14 protein-coding genes and 2 tRNA genes are annotated in these 17,491 nt (G+C 69.9%); 5 read left to right on the forward strand and 11 right to left on the reverse strand.

Features of this window, described 5'->3' with window-relative positions; all coding sequences use genetic code 11:
• Nucleotides 1-28 precede the first annotated feature (28 nt).
• Together ACG83_RS21370 and ACG83_RS21375 are read right to left on the reverse strand one after the other, a co-directional pair.
• Complete coding sequence (locus ACG83_RS21370) at nt 29-1,000, reverse strand: LLM class flavin-dependent oxidoreductase (RefSeq protein WP_054568037.1); 972 nt, start codon at nt 998-1,000, stop codon at nt 29-31.
• 100 nt (nt 1,001-1,100) lie between these two features.
• Nucleotides 1,101-2,225 (reverse strand): XdhC/CoxI family protein, encoded by a 1,125-nt coding sequence (locus tag ACG83_RS21375; RefSeq protein WP_054568038.1) that lies wholly within the window; start codon nt 2,223-2,225, stop codon nt 1,101-1,103.
• A 249-nt stretch (nt 2,226-2,474) separates the two neighbouring features.
• Here ACG83_RS21375 and ACG83_RS21380 point away from each other — a divergent pair, with 249 nt between their 5' ends.
• Nucleotides 2,475-3,083, forward strand: a complete 609-nt coding sequence (locus tag ACG83_RS21380; RefSeq protein WP_054568039.1) for an NTP transferase domain-containing protein — start codon at nt 2,475-2,477, stop codon at nt 3,081-3,083.
• 50 nt (nt 3,084-3,133) lie between these two features.
• Here the strand turns inward: ACG83_RS21380 and ACG83_RS21385 are convergent, their stop codons facing one another.
• The 5 genes from ACG83_RS21385 to ACG83_RS21405 all read right to left on the reverse strand — a co-directional run bounded on the left by ACG83_RS21385 (nt 3,134) and on the right by ACG83_RS21405 (nt 8,062).
• Complete coding sequence (locus ACG83_RS21385; protein WP_054568040.1) at nt 3,134-3,487, reverse strand: DUF4326 domain-containing protein; 354 nt, start codon at nt 3,485-3,487, stop codon at nt 3,134-3,136.
• A 175-nt stretch (nt 3,488-3,662) separates the two neighbouring features.
• Nucleotides 3,663-3,752: transfer RNA gene (locus ACG83_RS21390), tRNA-Ser, on the reverse strand.
• A 158-nt stretch (nt 3,753-3,910) separates the two neighbouring features.
• Complete coding sequence (locus tag ACG83_RS21395; protein WP_054568041.1) at nt 3,911-6,277, reverse strand: [protein-PII] uridylyltransferase; 2,367 nt, start codon at nt 6,275-6,277, stop codon at nt 3,911-3,913.
• 166 nt (nt 6,278-6,443) lie between these two features.
• A complete protein-coding gene (locus ACG83_RS21400; RefSeq protein ID WP_054568042.1) occupies nt 6,444-6,782 on the reverse strand; it encodes a P-II family nitrogen regulator in 339 nt (112 codons plus the stop codon).
• Nucleotides 6,779-8,062: an ammonium transporter gene (locus ACG83_RS21405; RefSeq protein ID WP_054568043.1), complete on the reverse strand. Its 1,284-nt coding sequence runs from the start codon at nt 8,060-8,062 to the stop codon at nt 6,779-6,781. The genes ACG83_RS21400 and ACG83_RS21405 overlap by 4 nt, the downstream gene beginning before the upstream one ends.
• A gap of 503 nt (nt 8,063-8,565) precedes the next feature.
• Between ACG83_RS21405 and ACG83_RS21410 the strand changes: the two genes are divergently transcribed.
• Nucleotides 8,566-9,807, forward strand: coding sequence for a C40 family peptidase (locus ACG83_RS21410; RefSeq protein ID WP_235498073.1), 1,242 nt, complete (start codon nt 8,566-8,568; stop codon nt 9,805-9,807).
• 494 nt (nt 9,808-10,301) lie between these two features.
• Here ACG83_RS21410 and ACG83_RS21415 read toward each other — a convergent pair whose 3' ends face one another.
• Entirely contained in the window at nt 10,302-10,988 is a 687-nt protein-coding gene (locus ACG83_RS21415; protein WP_054568044.1) for a metal-dependent transcriptional regulator, read from the reverse strand.
• A 407-nt stretch (nt 10,989-11,395) separates the two neighbouring features.
• Here ACG83_RS21415 and ACG83_RS21420 point away from each other — a divergent pair, with 407 nt between their 5' ends.
• The gene (locus ACG83_RS21420) at nt 11,396-11,620 is read left to right on the forward strand and encodes a DUF3039 domain-containing protein (RefSeq protein WP_006538809.1); all 225 of its coding nucleotides are present in this window, start codon (nt 11,396-11,398) and stop codon (nt 11,618-11,620) included.
• Nucleotides 11,621-11,855: 235 nt separating this feature from the next.
• A tRNA-Arg gene (locus ACG83_RS21425) sits at nt 11,856-11,928 on the forward strand.
• A 478-nt stretch (nt 11,929-12,406) separates the two neighbouring features.
• Here ACG83_RS21425 and ACG83_RS21430 read toward each other — a convergent pair.
• Nucleotides 12,407-12,901: a Fic family protein gene (locus ACG83_RS21430; RefSeq protein WP_054568045.1), complete on the reverse strand. Its 495-nt coding sequence runs from the start codon at nt 12,899-12,901 to the stop codon at nt 12,407-12,409.
• A gap of 446 nt (nt 12,902-13,347) precedes the next feature.
• Between ACG83_RS21430 and ACG83_RS21435 the strand changes: the two genes are divergently transcribed.
• On the forward strand, nt 13,348-13,575 hold the full coding sequence (locus ACG83_RS21435) for a hypothetical protein (protein ID WP_054568046.1): 228 nt from the start codon (nt 13,348-13,350) through the stop codon (nt 13,573-13,575).
• Nucleotides 13,576-13,828: 253 nt separating this feature from the next.
• On the opposite strand, the gene ACG83_RS21440 is transcribed toward ACG83_RS21435, so the two are convergent.
• Together ACG83_RS21440 and ACG83_RS21445 are read right to left on the reverse strand one after the other, a co-directional pair.
• Nucleotides 13,829-16,657 carry a hypothetical protein gene (locus tag ACG83_RS21440; RefSeq protein ID WP_054568047.1) on the reverse strand — a complete coding sequence of 943 codons (2,829 nt, stop codon included), beginning with the start codon at nt 16,655-16,657 and terminating at the stop codon, nt 13,829-13,831.
• Between the two features lie 333 nt (nt 16,658-16,990).
• Nucleotides 16,991-17,452, reverse strand: a complete 462-nt coding sequence (locus ACG83_RS21445) for a pyridoxamine 5'-phosphate oxidase family protein (protein ID WP_054568048.1) — start codon at nt 17,450-17,452, stop codon at nt 16,991-16,993.
• Nucleotides 17,453-17,491 lie beyond the last annotated feature (39 nt).

Consider the following 17,491-nt stretch of genomic DNA (forward strand, 5'->3'; position numbering starts at 1 on the left):
CAGGGGCACCGGCCGGGTCGCAGAAACGTCAGGCGAACCTAGGTAGAACTTCGTGCTCGAACAGCCGCAGGCTCGACCAGGCGGCCTCCGGTGGCATCCCACCGCACATCGGGTGGAACTGAACGAACGGGAACGGCGCATCTTTCTGCTCGGCGACAAGTTGATCCGGGGTCAGCACCCGGTACTGCCCCTCAACCCGCAGCTGCTCCACGCCCGATTTCGTGTGAAAGGGCGACGCGATGCCCTGCTGCGCCTGCCAGGCACCGTAGGAGTTCGTCTCGTGCAGGAAGAACGGCGCCATCCGTCGCCAGCCGTCCTCGGCGTCCTCGGCGAGCGCCACCACCTTGTTCGCGCTGATCGGGCACGGTCCTGGATCCGGCCGCCCGAGCTTCTGCACCTCGTCGCGGTAGAACTCCCAGACCTCCGGAACCGCCGGGATGAATCCGTCGGCAATGCGTGCCGCCCGCCGCGCCGCCGCCTCGCTGTTCCCACCGAGTATCAGCCCCGGGCCACCCGGCCGATGCGGCGCGGGAGTGATATGAACGGTGCGACCACGGTATTCGAACGGCTCCCCGCCGAAAGCCGCCTTCAACGTCCGCACCGTCTCGGTCACACGCTTTCCGCGCTCGTTCATCGGGACGTCGTACATCTCGAATTCCTCGCGGACGTACCCGGCCCCGACCACCAGGTCCACACGGCCTCTGCTGATGTTGTCGAGAACAATCATGTCCTCGGCCAGCCGCAGCGGGTCATAGAACGGGGCCACCAGGGCCGCGATCATGAAGCGAACATTCTTCGTCCGGGCCGCCATCGCCGCCAGCATCGGGATCGGGCTGGGCAGATAGCCATCGGACGAGCCGTGATGTTCCGAGACCGCGATCGTCACGCAACCGAGCTGATCAGCCCACTCGGCCATGTCGAGGGCCGCCGCGTAGCGATCGGCCATGGATGTCCCGGCTAGCTCGGGATTACGGAAGTCGAATCGTAAGGCAAACAGCACGGCCGGAGACTAGCAGGAATCAGGTGACCGAATCAGGAGAAATCCCGATGCCTGCTCTCGGCCAACCCGATCTGCCCTGCTCAGCGGCACTGCACGCGCCTCAGTGAGCCACCCGGATGTGCTGCTCGTGGTGGATCGGCCCGCTCAACGCACGCAGCTGGCCTCCCGATCCACCCTGGCGGGTGGCGATGATCTCCGCAGCTATGGAGATCGCGGTCTCCTCCGGAGTACGGCCACCGATATCGAGGCCGATCGGCGCGTGCAGCCGGCGGAGATCCGCGTCGGAGAAACCGATCTCCCGCAGTCGTCGAACCCGGTCCTCGTGGGTCCGCCGGGATCCCATCACCCCGAGGTAGGCGAGCGGCTTGTTGAGCGCCACCTCCAGCAGCGGCACGTCGAACTTCGGATCATGCGTGAGAACGCACACCACCGTGCGCGCGTCCACCGGGGTCGCCGCGAGATATCGGTGCGGCCAGTCGACGACCACCTCGTCGGCATCGGGAAAACGCCTGCTCGTCGCGAAGGTCGCGCGCGCGTCACAGACGGTCACCCGGAAACCGAGGAAGGCCCCGACCCGGGCCAGCGCCGCGGCGAAATCGATCGCGCCGAACACGATCATTCGCGGTTTCGGCGCGAATGACGACACGAACACGGCGGCGTCATCGCCGCGCCGCTCCCCGTGCGGGCCGTACCGCAGGATGCCCGTACCGCCCTGGTCCAACAGGCCCCGGGCGTCGTCCCGCACCGCCTCGTCGAACCGCTCGCCACCGAGCGTGCCCTCGACCGATTCCGGCCGCACGATCAGATGCGCGCCGACCAGAGCACCAGGCGGCCCGCTCACCAGCGTCGCGACCGCCACCGGACGGCCCGCGCGCACGTCGGCGAGCACATCACCCAGCTCGGGAAACGATCGCCGGTTCACCGGCTCCACGAAGACGTCGATGATCCCACCGCAGGTGAGGCCGACCGAGAAGGCATCGTCGTCACTGACCCCGTAGCGCTGCAGAACGGGCACGGACGTCGCACGGCACTGCTCGGCAAGCTCGTACACGGCGCCTTCGACACATCCACCGGACACGCTGCCGACCGCGGCACCGTCCGGGCCCACCGCCATCGTCGCGCCCGGCTGGCGAGGCGCGGACCGCCAGGTGCCGACAACGGTCGCGAGCCCGGACGTCTCCCCAGCCTCCCACCAGGTCAGGAGATCAGTGAGCACGTCGCGCATCGAGATCGCCTCAGCTCGTCGTCGTGGAGTCCCAGGGACCAGACCCGCCGCCCCATAGGTGTGCCCGGCTCATCGACCGTATTCCGCACCGCGACAAAATGCCCGAATTCGCGCGAGACATCCCGCGGCAATCACGCAACGTGACGTTCGGGCCCAGGAGCGGGTCCGGGCGCGAGCCCGGGTGCGGGCCCAGGCAGGCGCCGGAGGATGCGGCAAGCGTGGCCGGCCACGGCACACTAGTCTGCCGACATGGCTGATCATGACGCCGACCTCCCAGCTCAGCCGAGAACCACCCACCTGGTCGCGGCCGTGCTCGCGGCGGGCAGCGGCAGTCGGATGGGCACGCCGAAGGCCACAATCACGGTCGGCGGCGTTCGCCTCCTGGACCGGGCGATCAGCGCCGCCAGCGAGGCGGGGTGCGACCGAATCATCGCGGTGGTCCGCTCCGGAACCACCGCACCGAACGCCGAACTGGTCGTGAATCCCGCCCCCGAGCAGGGTCTGCGCAGCTCACTCGCGTTAGCGCTGGAGCAGGCGGACGCCCCCGGCCACCCTCCCGCGGACGCGGTCGGCGTGCTCCTCGTCGACACGCCGGGCATCGGTGGTCCCGCAGTCCGCGCGGCCCTCGCCGCCTGGAAACCCGGCCGGGTCACCGTGGCCAGGTACGGGCAGCGCCGCGGCCACCCGATCGTCATGGCACCCGCCCTATGGCGCGCCGCCATCGCCCTCGCCGGCCCGGACGAGGGCGCCCGCCGCTTCCTCGCGGCCCACCCCGAACTCCTCGACGAGGTGCGGGCTCCCGGCGACCCAGCCGACCTCGACACCCCCGACGACCTACGACGCTGGACGTCGCCCTGAACCCGGACGGGGTCAGTCAGGCAGGCGTCTGTTACCGCCGCTCACGCTCGTTACGGTCGCTCACCCTCGGCGGCGAGGCGGGTAAGCACATCGGCGTGGCACGCTTCGTCCAGCGGGCACCAGCAGGCCAGCGGGTGGCCGGCGAGTTCCGGGAGGTGCTCCAGCACCCACGTTCGAGAGACCGTCCCGACCCGCTTGCCGGCGGGCATCTCGTCCGGCCCCTCTCCGCCGATCCACGCTGTGTAACGGCGGATGGCATCTGCCCTGCCGCGCAGACGATGATCGAACGGATTGCCCCACCGGGTGGTCCGGTCAACCTTCACCGCGTTGTCGGGCATGCGCCATCCCGATGCGCGGGAAAGCCGGACCCGCGCCGGCACAGTGCTCGTGGGTGTGCTGGCCATGCCGCCTCCTGGTCGTCCGCTCGGCACCAGGCCCCCGTGCCCTGCTTGGCATGCACGTTCTACCCGAACTACCACTCGCGGAAGCACAGGACAGCGCACAGAGCGACGTCAGAGGGTGAAGGAGAAGTACCTGGTCAGAAGCCCGTCCGACACGAACGGGCCCGACCAGCAAGGGCGGAGGCTCGGGGATTTGAACCCCGGATGGGCTGTAGACCCAAACCGCATTAGCAGTGCGGCGCCATAGACCGGACTAGGCGAAGCCTCCTTGAAGGTGCGTCCCAAGCATAGCGCCCCGCACAGCGGACCAGACCACGACCCTCCCGTGCGGAGCGCAACACTCCCCCGATGGCACCACGCCGGCTCCCGATCAGGACACCCTCAGGTATCGGACGGCGACGAACGTGACGGGAGCAAGGTGGAAGGTCACGGGCCGTCACCGGTGCTGGCGCCGGCCACCGCGCCTGCGGTCAGGGCTGCCAGGACGACGGACTCCACCTCGGCGCGCCGTTCGCCGCTGAGCACCGCGGCCGGTCGCGTGCCGGCCGGCCCCTCGACCGGATCCTCGACGTAGAAGGCATCGACCACGTCCAGGCCCAGGGTCGCGACGATCGCGGTGCGGACGTCCAGGCCCGTCTCGGCCAGCGCCCTGGCGATGCGGTGCAGCACGCCGGCACGGTCGGGCGCCCGGACCTCGACCACCGGCACCGAGCCGGAATCGTCGAAGATCACCTGGGGTGGCGCCGGGGTGCTGCGCCGCCGACTCGATGCATAGTCCTGTTCGCGGCCGGCGAGCCGTGCGGTCAGGTCGAGGCTGCCCGTGATCGCCCCACGCAGGTCCGCCTGGAGCCGTTGGAGGTCGGGCCGCTCGCCGTGCGGCGCGGCGACGGCGGCCTGCAGCAGGGACCGTCCGGCGGAGCTTCGCGCCGAGGCACGTCGGACGTCCAGCCGGTTGAGCGCGAGCACGCCCGCGGTGGTGGCTAGCAGCCCCACCCGGTCGTCGGCCGTCACGACGACGATCTCGAACATGCCCTCGTCGGGCAGCGGGTTGACCTGCACGGTGAGGTCGCCGGGCAGCGCGAGCAGCGCGATCTGGCGGTCGGACAGGGCGGGCGGGCAGGGCGGCTCACGGCCGTCGAGCACGGCCGTGGCGCGTTGGACGAGCTCGGAGACGAGCCGGGCCTTCCAGGCGTTCCAGGCGGTCGGCCCGGTCGCCTGGGCGTCGGCCTCGGTGAGCCGGTGCAGCAGGGTGAGCACTCGGACGCTGCCGGCGGAGGCGGCCACCGACTCGATCGTGGCGGTGTCGTCGATGTCCCGCCTCGTCGCGGCCTCGACCAGCAGGAGATGGTGCCGGATCATCGCGAGCAGGATCTCGGTGTCCTCGGGCGGGAGCCCCAGCCGGGGCGCCAGCTCTCGCACGACGTCGATGCCGGCGTCGGTGTGGTCTCCTGGGTATCCCTTGCCGATATCGTGCAGCAGCGCGCCGAGCAGGAGCAGGTCGGGCCGGTCGACGTCCCGGGTGTGCGCGGCGGCGCGGGCGGCGGCCTCGAGCAGATGCCGGTCGACGGTGTAGCGGTGGTACGGGTTGCGCTGTGGCCTGCTGCGCACCGCGGCCCACTCGGGGATCAGCCGCTCGAGCAGCCCCACCTGGTCGAGGGACTCCATCACCCGGATCGCGGGGTCACCGGTCGCCAGCAGGCTGACCAGGTCGTCGCGCGCGGCCTCGGGCCAGGGCGCGGGCATCGCGGGCGCCTCCTGGGCGAGCCGGTCGATGGCGTAGCGGCCGAACGGGATGCCGGTGCGCGCCGCGGCGGCGGCCGCACGCAGGACGAGTCCGGGGTCGTTCGCCGGATCGGCGTCCCGGGCCAGCTGGATCTCCCCGTCCTGCTCGACCACGCCTTCGTCCAGCGGCCGGCGGACCGGGCGGCGCAGCCCGGCGCCGATCCTGGAGCTGGAGCGCTGCGCGGCCGCGACCCGATACCAGGTGGTGTCCCAGGTCCAGGAGATGACCCGGCCCGCGTCGGCGACCGCGCGGGAGACGGCGACGGAGTCCGGGTAGCCCAGGGCCGTGGCCACCGCCTCGCCGTCCTGCAGGAGAAGCCGGTCCTGCCCGCGGCCCTGACCGATCCGGCGCACCTCACCGCGGACGTCCAGCAGCACCTCGTAGGCCTGCTGGACGCGCGCCGGGGGCTCCTCGGCCACCCAGGCGGCGGCGAGTGCCTTCAGCGCCTGCACATCGCGCATGCCGCCCCGGGAGTCCTTCAGGTCCGGCTCGAGGAGGAAGGCGACCTCTCCCGTCCGGCGAGCCCGCTCGTTGACCGACAGGGCGAGCTCCGGCAGCCGACGTGACGCCCGCGACCGCCAACGGGCCCGGACCGTGTCGACGAGCTTCGCCGCGAGGCCGGTGTCACCGCGGATGAGACGTGCGTCGAGCAGGCCCAGGGCCGCCTTGAGGTCGGTGTCGGCGACGGTGACGGCTTCGTCGACGGTGCGGACGCTGTGGTCCAGGCCGACCCCGGCGTCCCACAGCGGGTACCAGATCGCGTCGGCGACCGCGGACACGTCCTTGCGGCGACCGTCGTGGACGAGCACGAGGTCGAGGTCGCTGCCGAAGGCCGGCTCGCGGCGCCCGTAGCCGCCCACGGCCAGCAGCGCGATACCGGCACCTGGTTCTCCGAACAGGTCGGCGAGCGCGGCGTCGGCGAGTTCGGCCAGGGCCGCACGCAGCGCGGATCCGGTCAAACCGGGAAATTCGTCCGCACGGCCCCGCAGAGCCTGGAGTCTCGCGTCCACCGGTCGCCCCCGTCCTACTGGTCCACAGCCCCCACTCTGGCACTCTCGCGCACTTTCCTTCCCGCTGTCCGGTGATATGCGACCGAAAGCTCTTCTGGTCGTCACGGCACCGAAACGGAAAGGGGGCGCACCGTAACAGGTGCGCCCCCAGGATGTTTCGTACGGCTTACAGAGCGTCCGAGCCCCGCTCGCCCGTCCGCACACGGACAACCGCGTCGACGGGAACGACCCACACTTTCCCGTCACCGATCTTGCCGGTCTGGGCAGACGTGGTGATCGCGGCGACGAGCTCGTCCACCGCCTCGTCGTCGACAACGACCTCGATCTTGATTTTCGGGACGAAGTCCACCTTGTACTCGGCGCCCCGGTAGACCTCGGTGTGCCCCTTCTGGCGGCCGTATCCCTGAACCTCGGAGATCGTGAGACCGTGCACGCCGAGACCTTCCAGCGCCGTCTTCACGTCGTCGACCTTGAACGGCTTGATGACCGCGGTGACGAGCTTCATGCCTGGGCCTCCTCGGGGACACGGGCGGCGGCGACGGAGGTGAACCCGCTGCCGCTGCTGAGCGAGGTCTGGCGGTAGGCGGTCTCACCGTGCAGCGCCTCGTCGAGGCCCTGCTCCTCTTCCTCCTCGGAGACCTTGAGGCCGATCGTGTACTTGATCGCCAGAGCGATCAGCAGGGTCACGACCGCGGAGTAGCCCAGCGTCGCGCCGATGGCGATCAGCTGCTCGAGCACGACCTTCCAGGGGCCGCCGTAGAACACGCCGTCCTTGCCCGCCGGGTTGGTGTCGACGGTCGCGAAGAAACCGGTGAGCAGTGCACCGAGGACACCACCGACGAGGTGGACCGCGCCGACGTCGAGCGAGTCGTCGATGCCGACCTTGCCCTTGATCGAGGTGGCCAGTGCGCAGACCGCACCCGCGATCAGACCGATGGCGATCGATCCCATCGGCGAGACAAAACCACAGGCCGGCGTGATGGCGACCAGACCGGCGACCGCACCGGAGGCGGCGCCGAGCGTGGTGGCCTTGCCGTCCCGCAGGTACTCGATGGCGATCCAGCCGAGGATGGCCGTGGCGGCGCCGATCTGAGTGTTGAGCAGGGCGAACGCCGCGACCTTGTTCGCACCCAGCGCGGAGCCGGCGTTGAAGCCGAACCAGCCGACCCACAGGATGCCGGTGCCGAGCAGGACGAACGGCACATTGTGCGGGCGGAAGTCGCCGCCGGGCCAGCCACGCCGGTTGCCCAGCACCACGGCGAGCACGATCGCGGCGATACCGGCGTTCGCGTGGACGACCGTGCCACCGGCGAAGTCAAGCGCGCCCCGCTCGAACAGCCAGCCGGTGCTCGCCCAGACCCAGTGCGCGATCGGCGAGTAGACGAGGATCGACCACAGCGTGATGAAGACCGCGAAGGCGCTGAACTTCATCCGGTCCGCGATCGCCCCGGTGATCAGCGCCGGGGTGATGACCGCGAACATCATCTGGAAGGCGACGAACGCGACGTAGGGGTACGCGCCGTCGCTGGCGGTCAGGTCCTGAAGCGCGAAAAAGTCGAGGCCACCCCAGAATCCGTTGCCCGCGCCGAATGCGAGGCTGAATCCGATGACCGACCACACCAGGGTGATCATGCCCATGGTGAAGAAATTCTGCATCAGCATGCCCAGCACATTCTTCGCGCGGACCATGCCGCCGTAGAAAAATGCCAGGCCGGGCGTCATGAAGAGCACGATCGCGGCGCTGATCAGCACCCACGCGGTGTCGCCCGAGTTCAGTTCTGCCATGTCACTCCTGTCATTCCCCCCGCGCGCACCGCGCGGACTGCGCTACCCGGACTCCGGCCACGCTGCGCTCGTCCCGGTCCCTCCGGCCGAAGAGTCGATAAGATCTGTTCCGTTCTAGTGTCTAATCTGTTTCCGACGTGTGAAATCGCTGAATTGGGCGACCCGTGCGCCCCGACCTTGGGCACCAGGTGGGCGTTCCGAGACCCTCCGTGTCGGTCGGCGCGCTTCCGTGACTCTACAACTGCACAGAGTTACGGTGCCGCGTCGTGACCAGTGTTCCGACGGAGGGCTGGCATAGCGCCGGCAGCCCGTCCCACGAGGCCAACAGTATCCCCCGATCGGGTATGAATTCGCCCGCTTCGTCCGCCGCGGATGACAGAGGAGGTATTGAAGGGCCGAGCTCATCGAGCACGAAAGACGAGAAATGGCGCCGCGAGCCGCCACCGCGGCCTCGGGAGAGCGGTCCGCGAGGCCGGCGCCCGGCCCTCGTCGCGCTGGTTGGCGTGCTGACTGCAGGCCCCGCGCTGACAGCTGGTCCAGGCCTCGGAGTCGGCCTCGGTATCGCCCGCGCCGAGCCAGGCGCCAGCCCTCGCGCCGGCTCCGACTCCGCCTCTCGCGCCGGCTCCGACTCACGCGCCGGCTCCGGCTCCGGCTCCGGCGACCGGCCGCGGGAAGGCCACGCAGAGGACCTCGGTAGCGTCACCGCGCAGATCGCGACCACCCGGGCCCGTATCGACGAGCTCGGGCACCAGCTCTCCGTGGCAGCCGAGCAGTACAACGCGGAACGCATCCGGCTCGCCGAGGCGGAACGCACCGCGACAACCGCCCGTCAGCGCCTCAGCGCGGCGGACGCAGCCGTCCGAACGGCGTCGGACCGCCACCGTGGGCTGGCGACCTCGGCCTACCGCTCAGGCGGTTTCGAACAGCTTTCCATCCTGCTTACCGGAGATCCACGGACCGCGCTCGACCGCGCCGGCGCCGTCAACGCACTGTCGCGGCGGCAGCGGGCCGCCGAGTCCGACCTGCGCCTGGCCCGTCACGACCAGACCGAGGCGAAGCAGGCCGCCGACGAGGCCCTCGCCGGTCGTCAGCACGTCGTCGACTCACTCTCCGAGCAACGGCGCGGAATCGAAGCCTCCGCCGCCGAACAGCACCAGCTGTTGGACGACCTGATCGGCCGACAGGCCCAGCTGGAACGAGAGGCCCGCGAACGGGAAGCAGCCGCGCTACGTGCCCGTCAGGCCGCCGAAGCCGCGGCAGCCGCGGAAGCGGCCCGCCAGGCCGCGCTGGAACGTGAACGCCTGACCCGGGAAGCCGGGCTCGTCGCGACGGCCGGCTCAGCCTTCGCCGCCGCACCCGTCGCGCCGGCGCCACCGCCCCCCACCGGCGGCAGCGGCGGGGCCGCCCGCGCGGTCCAGGAAGCCCACGCAAAGCTGGGGAAACCGTACGTCTGGGGAGCCGAGGGACCGGACAGCTTCGACTGCTCCGGGCTGGCCCAGTGGGTCTGGGGCAAGGCAGGCGTCGCCATCCCCCACTACACCGGCGACCAGTGGACATCCGGTCGGCGGGTCTCCCGCGCGGAGCTGATTCCCGGCGATCTCGTCTTCTTCGGCGCGGATCTTTATCACGTCGGCATCTACATCGGTGATGGAAAGATGATCCACGCCCCGCGCACCGGAGAGGTCGTGCGGATCGAGAACGTGTGGTGGTCGTCCTTCCAGGGCGGTGTACGTCCCGGAGCCTGACCGCGCTGTACGGGGCACCTCATCCGCGGGGCGCTCTGGAACGAGCAGCGACCGTCGGAGCCCGCAGCGGTGGGCTGTGGCGGCCGGACGAGACCGAGCCCAGCCCTGGCAGCGGCGAGCCCAGCCCTGGCAGGTCAGGCCGTGGCGCCGGCTCCCACCACGGCCGGAGCGCCTGCCGGCCAGAACATGCCAGGCCACACCCGGCCAACCAGCACCTATGGGCTATCAGCTTGCCGGGCCGCCTGGTCCGCCAAACGTCTGGCGCACGCAACGGCGCCCGACCTCTCCCCGGAAAGACATCGGACCGGACCCACCGGGCCCGGTCCTCAGATACCAGCAGTGAAGTTGTTCGAGATGAGCCGAGCGACGCTTGCCGACAGGCGCACCGCTGTGGCGGGCGCCACCGCTGGCTCGCCGGAGTGTCAGTGAGCCTTCTCCGTCACACAGCCCGCGGACACGGATGCCGCGGAGGCCGAGCCGACGACGGAAAAGGCTCAGTGATCGACGTAGACCAGGGACGCCATGCCCCGGCTGATCTCCGATTCGTCGGCGTCGCCGTCCGGCTTCGCGATGTAAAGCCTGTCACCACGAGCGTTCAGCGAGATCTTCGCGCCTGGCACGACCGATGCGTCGCGCAGGGTGCGCATCGCGTTCTCGTCGGTCTGGAGGCGTTCGGAGATCCAGCTCACCGTCACGGCCTTGGGGCCACTGACATTCCGCTCAGCGGAGGTGAGCAGGCTCACCGGGGCCGCGACGGGCGGCTCGGCGGTCTCCAACGGGGCCGGGATCTCGTTGCCGAAGGGGCAACGCTTCGGATCACCCAGAAGAACCGTCAGCCGGGCCTCGACCTCGTCCGAGATCACGTGCTCCCAGCGACATGCCTCGTTGTGAACCAGCGCCCAGTCCAAGCCAATGATCTTGGTCAGGAGTAGCTCGGCGAGACGATGCTTACGCATCACCGCCGTGGCCCTGACCAGGCCCTTCTCCGTGAACTGCACCGTCCGGTCATCAGCCAGGGCCACCAGGCCCTCGCTCGCCAGCCGCGCAGTCGACTCACTGGCCGCCGGAGCACTCACATGCAGCCGTTCGACCAGGCGGGCACGCAGCGGGGTGATGCCCTCCTCCCGTAGCTCGTACAGGGTCCGGAGGTACATCTCGGTACTGTCAATCAGTCCAGTCACCGGTCTCCTTCGTCCGCAACCAGAGTACGCTTCAACGCCCCTCAGGAGGAGCCACATTCCTCTGCGTCCTGGTGTCGGATTGTGGTATGGCCAAGCCGCCCCGGAAGCCGCTCCGTCGTCACCACGCCGAACCGCTCCCTACCCACCGAGGGTACCCGACCGGGTACCCAAAGTGGGGATTGGGCCTTGTCGGAGGACAGGCGTCGCCAGCTCGGCACGCCCGCACCTCGACCCAGCCCGGAGCATGCACAAACACGACATTAAGGACCGGCTTCCAGGAACACGGCGGCACCGCCGGGCAGGAGCCCAGACGGCCGCGAGCATGATCTCGCCTGCGGTCACGCAGCCACCACGGCACCCACACCGTCAGGGCGGCACGACGCGGGCAGGTACCTACACTCAAGGGTATGAGCACCACGCAGATCGCGCCGGAGACGTCCGACACCCGCACCAACGAGGGAGATGACCACTCCCACTACGCGCGCCGCGAGGAGATCGTCCGAGCCTCCATCGAGGGTGGCCGCGTAACAGCCCTGTGCGGCTACAAGTTCGAGCCGGTCCGCGACCCGCAGCGCTACCCGGTCTGCCCCCGCTGCAAGGAACTCGTCGAGATGGCCGAGCAGTTCGGCTGATCCCCGGCCCCCGAAAAGACGTCTGATCACGCAGCGCGCACGCTCAGCCAGCCCGCAGGACCATCGAGCGCGTGGCCGCCCAACGGACGTCAACCACCCCGGCGCGGTGGCGAGTAGACTTGCCGATGGTTTTCGAAGATCCGAGGAGCATCGGGTAGGTTCGCGCCACTCGCCGCAGTACGCGACAGGTCCGGCGTGAGGCAGCGGCCGAATCCTTGTATTATTGCGGCGCAATGCCTCTGTAGCTCAGTGGATAGAGCGACCGCCTCCTAAGCGGTAGGCCGCAGGTCCGATTCCTGCCAGGGGCACACGATCGGCTTCCGCCTGTTCGGTGGCCTTCGGCCGCCTTCCCGGGCTCCCGCGCCATGCTGGCCCAGGGGGCCACCCCCTGGAACCCCCAGCTCAGGGGGCTTCGCCCCCCCCCCGAGCCCCCGGCCGCTGCGCTTCGCGCTCGCGGCGGCGGCGGCGGCCCAACACACCCGGGTGCCGAGCAGAGCTGGGGCTCCGATGGCGTGGCGGCCGTCGGGGTTCTGGCCGTGCGCGTTGTGGATGCGATGTTGGTTACGCCCCAGAGGGATCCTTGCGGTCGGCGTCACCTGCGCCGCGAGTATTTCGATGCCTTGTAGGCGCCGAGTGCTGCCTTACTGGAGCGGTAGCGCCCATCCGGGCCGATGATCGCCTCTAGACTTCCCCGAGTTGCCGCCTGCTTGAGGGCGGCAAGGCTGAACTCGTCGTCAACCAGAGCCTCAAAGGGGACATACCTCGCAGGCCCGGCGATGTTCGGGATCAGTCGGTGCAGATTGTCGATGACCGACCTGGCAATAATCTCGGCCAGCGAGCCAAGATCGTCATGGTCGGCGCGGTCGAGAGCCTTGAGGTAGAGGCTCGCTGCGCCTTGAGGATGATCGCCGGAGGCCAGCCCAACCGAACCAAGATCAGGTTGAGCGCGAGTCGTCCGGTGCGCCCGTTGCCGTCAAGGAACGGGTGGATCTGTTCAAAGCGGACATGGATGCCTGCCAGCATCTCAGGAACCTGCTCGATCGCGTGCTCACCCTTGACGATGCCGGGCCCGATCGCGTTGACCCGGTCGACCCAGCCTTTGATCTCCATGGGCACGAGCGTGTGTGCCGGGGATGTCATCCCACCCGCGAACGGCTGAATGTCGTGACTTCGGAAGTTTCCTGGGCTCTCCGACTCGTGCGCGTGTGGGTGCGGAGCGACGTCCCACATCTTGCCAAGCGCAACCGCGTGGACGTTGCACACCTCGGTAAGCGTGATCAAGTCGTCGTGTTGCCACCGTGGGGCACAGTCCCGGACGCAGTGACCTGCTGGCCTTGGGTGTCCATCGAAGAGCGCGTCTGGTCATGCTCGCGACAGCACCAGGGCCGGCCAAGGTCCGTTGGGACGTCCACTGCGTGGGTCTCAGTTCTGGTCTCGTTCGTGGTCGTTCAGCGCCGGTTGCGACGATGCCACCGACCGCGCTGGCGCCCCTGCCAGACCGTCAGGGACGTCGGTGAACAGGTCACCATGGCACTCCTAGGCGGTAGGCCGCGGGTCCGATTCCTGCCAGGGGCACAAACAGGCTCTGGCCTGCGCTGGGCCCGACTAACAGTGATCATGAGGGTCGAGTACAGCGCTGATAGGCGTGTTGACTTTCCGCGCATGGCCGATCTTCGCGGGGGTCTGGACCCCTCTGGGGACTGTTGCTTACGAGCTGGAACCGCTCGATGGAAGCGGCGCGGCGCGCGCCCAAGACCCGCAAGCTCCACCTCGACGCCGCCACCGCGCTGATCAACTACCTGGCCGACTCCGCCGACCCACTCGACCCAGCAGCTCAGATCACGAAGCCCCAGATCGAGGAGTTCCCGATCTGGTTCGGCACCGTCCCGACCCCGCGACGCCCCGAGGGCCGCGGGGGCGCCTACGTGAACCAGACCTCCCGTGCCCGGCAGTAGTGGTTCCAGTGGCTCCACGACGAAGAGGAGATCACGCACTCACCGCCGGAGCGGGACGCGACCATCCGCTGGCTGCTCGATTCCCGCGGGCGGCGTACCGGGATTGCGAAGCTCCGTGTCGACGGTGTCGACCTCACGCGGAAGGTGCTGCACATGCTCGGCAAGGGGCACCGCCCGCGGCCGACCCCGATCGGCAGCAACACCGCGCCGGCCCCCGGCAGTCTGACCGGGCCGCGGCGTCGTTCACCGCGAGCTACCTGAAGAGGGGCGGGATACGGATCTTCCCGATGTCGATCTTCCATCCTCGGTGGCCAGACGGTCCGGGGGGACCTGGGGGTCCGGCAGGACCGACCGGCCCAGCGGGTCCAGCGGGCCCGACCAGCCCAGGCGGCCCAACCGGCCCAGGCGGCCCAGCCGGCCCAGGCGGCCCAGCCGGCCCAACGGGTCCAGCCGGCCCAGCAGGACCGGGCGGTCCGGCCGGGCCTGTGTCGGAGCGCAGTAGAACCGAGGTGGTTGACGGCTTCGAGGTCACCGTGGCCCCGAACACCGGGGTCGCGCTCACGGTCGCCACGTTTTCGACCTTCCGCGCGTCGACGTCGGCCTGCGTGGTCACGTAGTTCGCCGTGCAGATCGTCATCGCGGTGACGGCCAGTGTCGTCACCGGGCAGTCCACGGCCGACAGGCCGGGCATCGGGTCGTTCACCACGAGGCCGGTGAGTGCGCCCGGGCCACGGTTGGTGACGATGTAGAGGTATGTGAGCCGCTCACCCGCGGCGGTGAAGGACGTGGTGTTGGCGGTCTTCACCAGCGACAGGACCGGAACCGACAACGTCGCGATCGCCGGCTCGGAGACGACCGGCGGACCCGTCGGCGGCGTGCCCGCCGCCCAAGCGCTGTTGCTGAACGTGCCCCTGTCGGCGTCGGCCTGCGTCGTGACATAGCGGGCGGTGCAGGTCGTCGACTGGGCCGGAGCGAGGCTCGTCGCGGCGCAGCGCACCGGCGGCACACCTGCCAGAGCGTCGTACACGAACACGTTGGTCAGCGGCTGGCCGCTGGTGTTCGTCGCGGCGTAGGTGAGGTCGATCGGCTCGCCCGGGCCGGTGAACGACGTCTGGACCGTGGATTTTGTCAGCGAGATCGTTGCCCGCGGCAGCAGTGTCGCGGAGGTTTCCGCCGGCGTCGAGATCACCGGTGGCCCGGACGGGGGCTGTCCGGTCACTATCGCTTCGCTGTACACCACGCCCCGGGCGACGTCCTGATCCTTGATGGTGTAGTCGGCGGTGCAGGACATCGACGCGCCGGGCGGCAGCGAACCGTTCGGGCAGGACACCAACCCTGACTGCAGCGCCTCGGAGAGCCGGATGTTCTCCAGGGGGACGTCGCCGGTGTTCGTCACCAGGTAGGTGTAGTGCAGGAGCTGCTGTGCGACGGGGACGGTGGTCGGCTCCACCTGCGCCGTGAGGGCGATGCCGGGATGGGGCTGCTGCGCGGGCCGGCCCGGCGTCGTCGTGATTGCCGGGGCGGAGAGCACCGGCGGCGCGCCGGGCGGCGTTCCGTAGGCGAACGCGTCGTTGCGGACCTGGCCGACGTTCGCGGCGGCGTCGGTGGTGAGGTAGGAGGCGGTGCAGGTCATCGCGGCGCCGGGAGCGAGTGTTGTCGCCGGGCAGGCGACCGGGGACAGGCCTGGCAGGCCGTCCACGACGCGGACGCCGGACAGGCCGACCGGGCCGATGTTCGTCACCAGGTAGGAGTAGTCCAGCCGCTGGCCCGCGCCGACGAACTCGGCCGGCGCGGCGGACTTGGCCAGGGAGATCGCGCCAGTGGTGGGGGGGATGGGCCCGGCACCCTCGGGCTGCAGGATGGTGACCCTCGGCGGCGTTGTGATCAGCTCGCCCGTCGGCGCGGTGCCGACAAGGCGGGCCACGTTCGCGATGAAGCCGGCGTCGATGTCAGCCTGGGTCGCGACGGTCCTGACCGTGCAGCCGAAGGTGCCGCCGAAGGGGATGGGAGGCACCCTTCTGCCGCAGACAACGCCGGCGGCCGGGGCAGCCTGTGACGATTCCAGCGTGACGTCGGTCAGGGTGACGTTTCCGTTCTGGCCTATCCGGTAGTTGAAGTCGACCGGATCACCGGCCTTGCTGAAAGCAGGGGACGAGTCCCCGAACAACTGGAGACTCGGTTGCTGGACGGCGTACGCGTAGACGGTCGTGGCCGCCGACGTCCACCTGCCGGTGGCGAGCCGGCCGGTGACGACGGCACTGATGTAGACCGATCCTCGGTCCACATCCGTCTGGGTGGTGTTTGTCAGGCTGTCGCAGTTCATGGACTCGCCGGGGGCGAGCACCTGCGCCGGGCAGGTGATCTGGGTGCCTGGCGGTGTCGCCGACAGGATGGAGATCTCGCCCAGCGGCGCGGCACCGGTGTTGGTGACGGCGAAGGTGATGGTCAGGCGAAACGGGATAGACCCGAAGCCAGCACCGAAGGTGGGCGGAACCGACGGGCCCACGATGCTGATCGATCCGGTCGGGGGCGTGGAGCTGGTGGAGCTGTGTGACGGCGCCGAGGTCACCGGGGGGCCGGACGGCGGCGTGCCGTTCGCGACGGCGGTGTTCTCGACCCGCCCGCGGTCGACGTCCGCCTGGGTCGTCACGTAGGTCGCACCGCAGGTGGTGGTTCCGCCCGGGGCCAGCTCGTTGGCCGCACAGGTCGCCGGCGACACGCCGGCGAGCGCGTCGTGCACGACGACGTTCGTCAGCGGCGCGTCTGCGCTGTTCGTCACCAGGTAGGCGAAGTCGAGCGTCTGACCGACGCCGGAGAACGAGCTCTGCGCCACGGATGTCGCCACCGTGATCGCGGGAGCCAGCGCCGCCGTGGCAGTGCGCGGGGACTCGCCAGCGCCGGGCCGCGGGTCGACCGATGCGGACGGACCACCAGCAGCGGACATTGTGACGGCCATGGCCGGGGCCACGGTGGCTGTCAGCACGATCAGCGCGACCACAGCCGGCACGCGCCAGGCCAGCGGGCCCACTGATCCGGCCGACGCGAGCAGACCTGCCCGGCGTCGCGGTAGACGTCTCGGCATGCTCGCTCCTCGGCCTGGGCCGCCCGCCGATGCCACACCGCGACGGGCCAGGCAGCAGACGTCGATCGACCAGCGCAACGCGGTCGTGCGTCCCAGCTGGTGACGGGACGCCCGGCGATGATTACACAGAGTGATCGAGCGTCACGGAACTCGCGCGCGGCGAGTCGTCACCGTCGGTGAGGTGCCAGCATGTCGGTGGCAGCGGGCCCTCCGGCCGCGATGGAGCGCGGCAGGCATCCGCAGCCTGCCGTTGGACGCGATCTCGAGCGGGTGGCCCTGTGCCCGCCGGCCAGGCGGGGGGGCGGGCGGCCAGGTGGGCGGGCGGGCCGAAGGTCAGTTTTCCGCGCGCACGACCGCCCGGCCGGTCACCGACCGCGGGTCGATCCGGATCCAGAACGGCCGCTCGACGACGTCCGCCCAGGGCTCCAGCCCCAGGAGCTCCAGTGCCGCGGTCTGAGCGCCCTCGACGACAGGACTCGCCACACCGGTGACCAGGACGCTCCATCCCGCCCTGGTCTCCGGGTCGAACCAGTCGGCCTGGAAGGAGACCGAGTCATGGTTCACCGCCGCCGACAGCTTGGAGCCGACGGCCGACCGGAAGACCACACTGTCGCCATCCATCGCGTGATTGACGGTCAACAGGACGACCTGGCCGTCCGACACGAAGGCCACCCGGCCCACCGGCACCGTCCCCAACAGCCGGATGCACGCATCGAACGGCAGCACGGCGAGGCCGGCGTGATCAAGCGCGAACTCCTCGGAGTCGATCAGCTCCTGCAGCGACAACGGGCCCACGGCAACTCCTCGACCTGACCGGCGGAAACCGACCCGCCG

This window comes from Frankia sp. R43 (assembly GCF_001306465.1).
In the GTDB taxonomy this organism is placed as follows: domain Bacteria; phylum Actinomycetota; class Actinomycetes; order Frankiales; family Frankiaceae; genus Parafrankia; species Parafrankia irregularis.

What these genes read in the sequence shown, in the direction of transcription:
- ACG83_RS21375 (WP_054568038.1), bottom strand. Translation starts at nt 2,225, where the DNA reads ATGCGCGACGTGCTCACTGATCTCCTGACCTGGTGGGAGGCTGGGGAG.
- ACG83_RS21380 (WP_054568039.1), top strand. Translation starts at nt 2,475, where the DNA reads ATGGCTGATCATGACGCCGACCTCCCAGCTCAGCCGAGAACCACCCAC.
- ACG83_RS21385 (WP_054568040.1), bottom strand. Translation starts at nt 3,487, where the DNA reads ATGGCCAGCACACCCACGAGCACTGTGCCGGCGCGGGTCCGGCTTTCC.
- ACG83_RS21400 (WP_054568042.1), bottom strand. Translation starts at nt 6,782, where the DNA reads ATGAAGCTCGTCACCGCGGTCATCAAGCCGTTCAAGGTCGACGACGTG.
- ACG83_RS21405 (WP_054568043.1), bottom strand. Translation starts at nt 8,062, where the DNA reads ATGGCAGAACTGAACTCGGGCGACACCGCGTGGGTGCTGATCAGCGCC.
- ACG83_RS21420 (WP_006538809.1), top strand. Translation starts at nt 11,396, where the DNA reads ATGAGCACCACGCAGATCGCGCCGGAGACGTCCGACACCCGCACCAAC.
- ACG83_RS21435 (WP_054568046.1), top strand. Translation starts at nt 13,348, where the DNA reads ATGGAAGCGGCGCGGCGCGCGCCCAAGACCCGCAAGCTCCACCTCGAC.
- ACG83_RS21440 (WP_054568047.1), bottom strand. Translation starts at nt 16,657, where the DNA reads ATGCCGAGACGTCTACCGCGACGCCGGGCAGGTCTGCTCGCGTCGGCC.